The sequence below is a fragment of the Actinoplanes campanulatus genome, from assembly GCF_014647795.1.
Taxonomy (GTDB): Bacteria; Actinomycetota; Actinomycetes; order Mycobacteriales; family Micromonosporaceae; genus Actinoplanes; species Actinoplanes campanulatus.
The window spans coordinates 1-596 of record NZ_BMPW01000093.1 but is presented as its reverse complement, the minus strand read 5'-3'; the positions used below and the strand labels follow the sequence as shown (position 1 = coordinate 596).

General features: G+C 58.7%; 1 protein-coding gene. It reads right to left on the bottom strand.

The window, feature by feature from the left end:
- Window positions 1-232 precede the first annotated feature (232 nt).
- Window positions 233-596: LOG family protein (locus IEZ13_RS46195; protein ID WP_189285824.1), on the bottom strand; the 364-nt coding region annotated here is incomplete at its 5' end.

Sequence of the window (596 nt, the reverse complement as noted above, 5' to 3'; positions counted from 1 at the left end):
TGGCTCGGCCTGGTCGACCAACAGGCGCAGCACCTTCAATTGCTCGCTGGATACAACCGGGCGTAGGACAATAGAGTGGGCGTTCATCACCTCGATCATGAGCATTCAATTTGTGGGGATCCATTCCGGGCCACCTGAACCGAGCCTCGGCCAAGGCCCGATTTGAAGTCAATGGAGCTAGTAGCCGCTGCGCAGATGTCAATGAGCCATAGTCAGAATCATTTGTTCTATGTCACGAGCGCCACTTCGGTGGTGGTGGGGTCCATCCCTCAAGATCGGCCATCAGCTGATGTATGGTATCGGCGATCACGAGCGAGGCGCGGTCCTCAGGGCGGATGAAGCCTTCGATGGTCATGTGGTTGAGTAGCGCGGTCAGCGGTGCCCAGAAGGTCGAGTCGTACAAGGCCACGGGTTTGCTGTGTACACCGAGCTGCTGCCATGTCCATGCTTCGAATAGCTCGTCAAGGGTTCCGCCGCCGCCGGGTAGCGCGACGAACGCGTCAGCTAGGTCACTCATCCGCTGCTTGCGCTCATGCATAGTCCGCACTACCTCGAGGCGAGTCAGACTAGGATGGGCGATCTCCCCGTCCACCAAG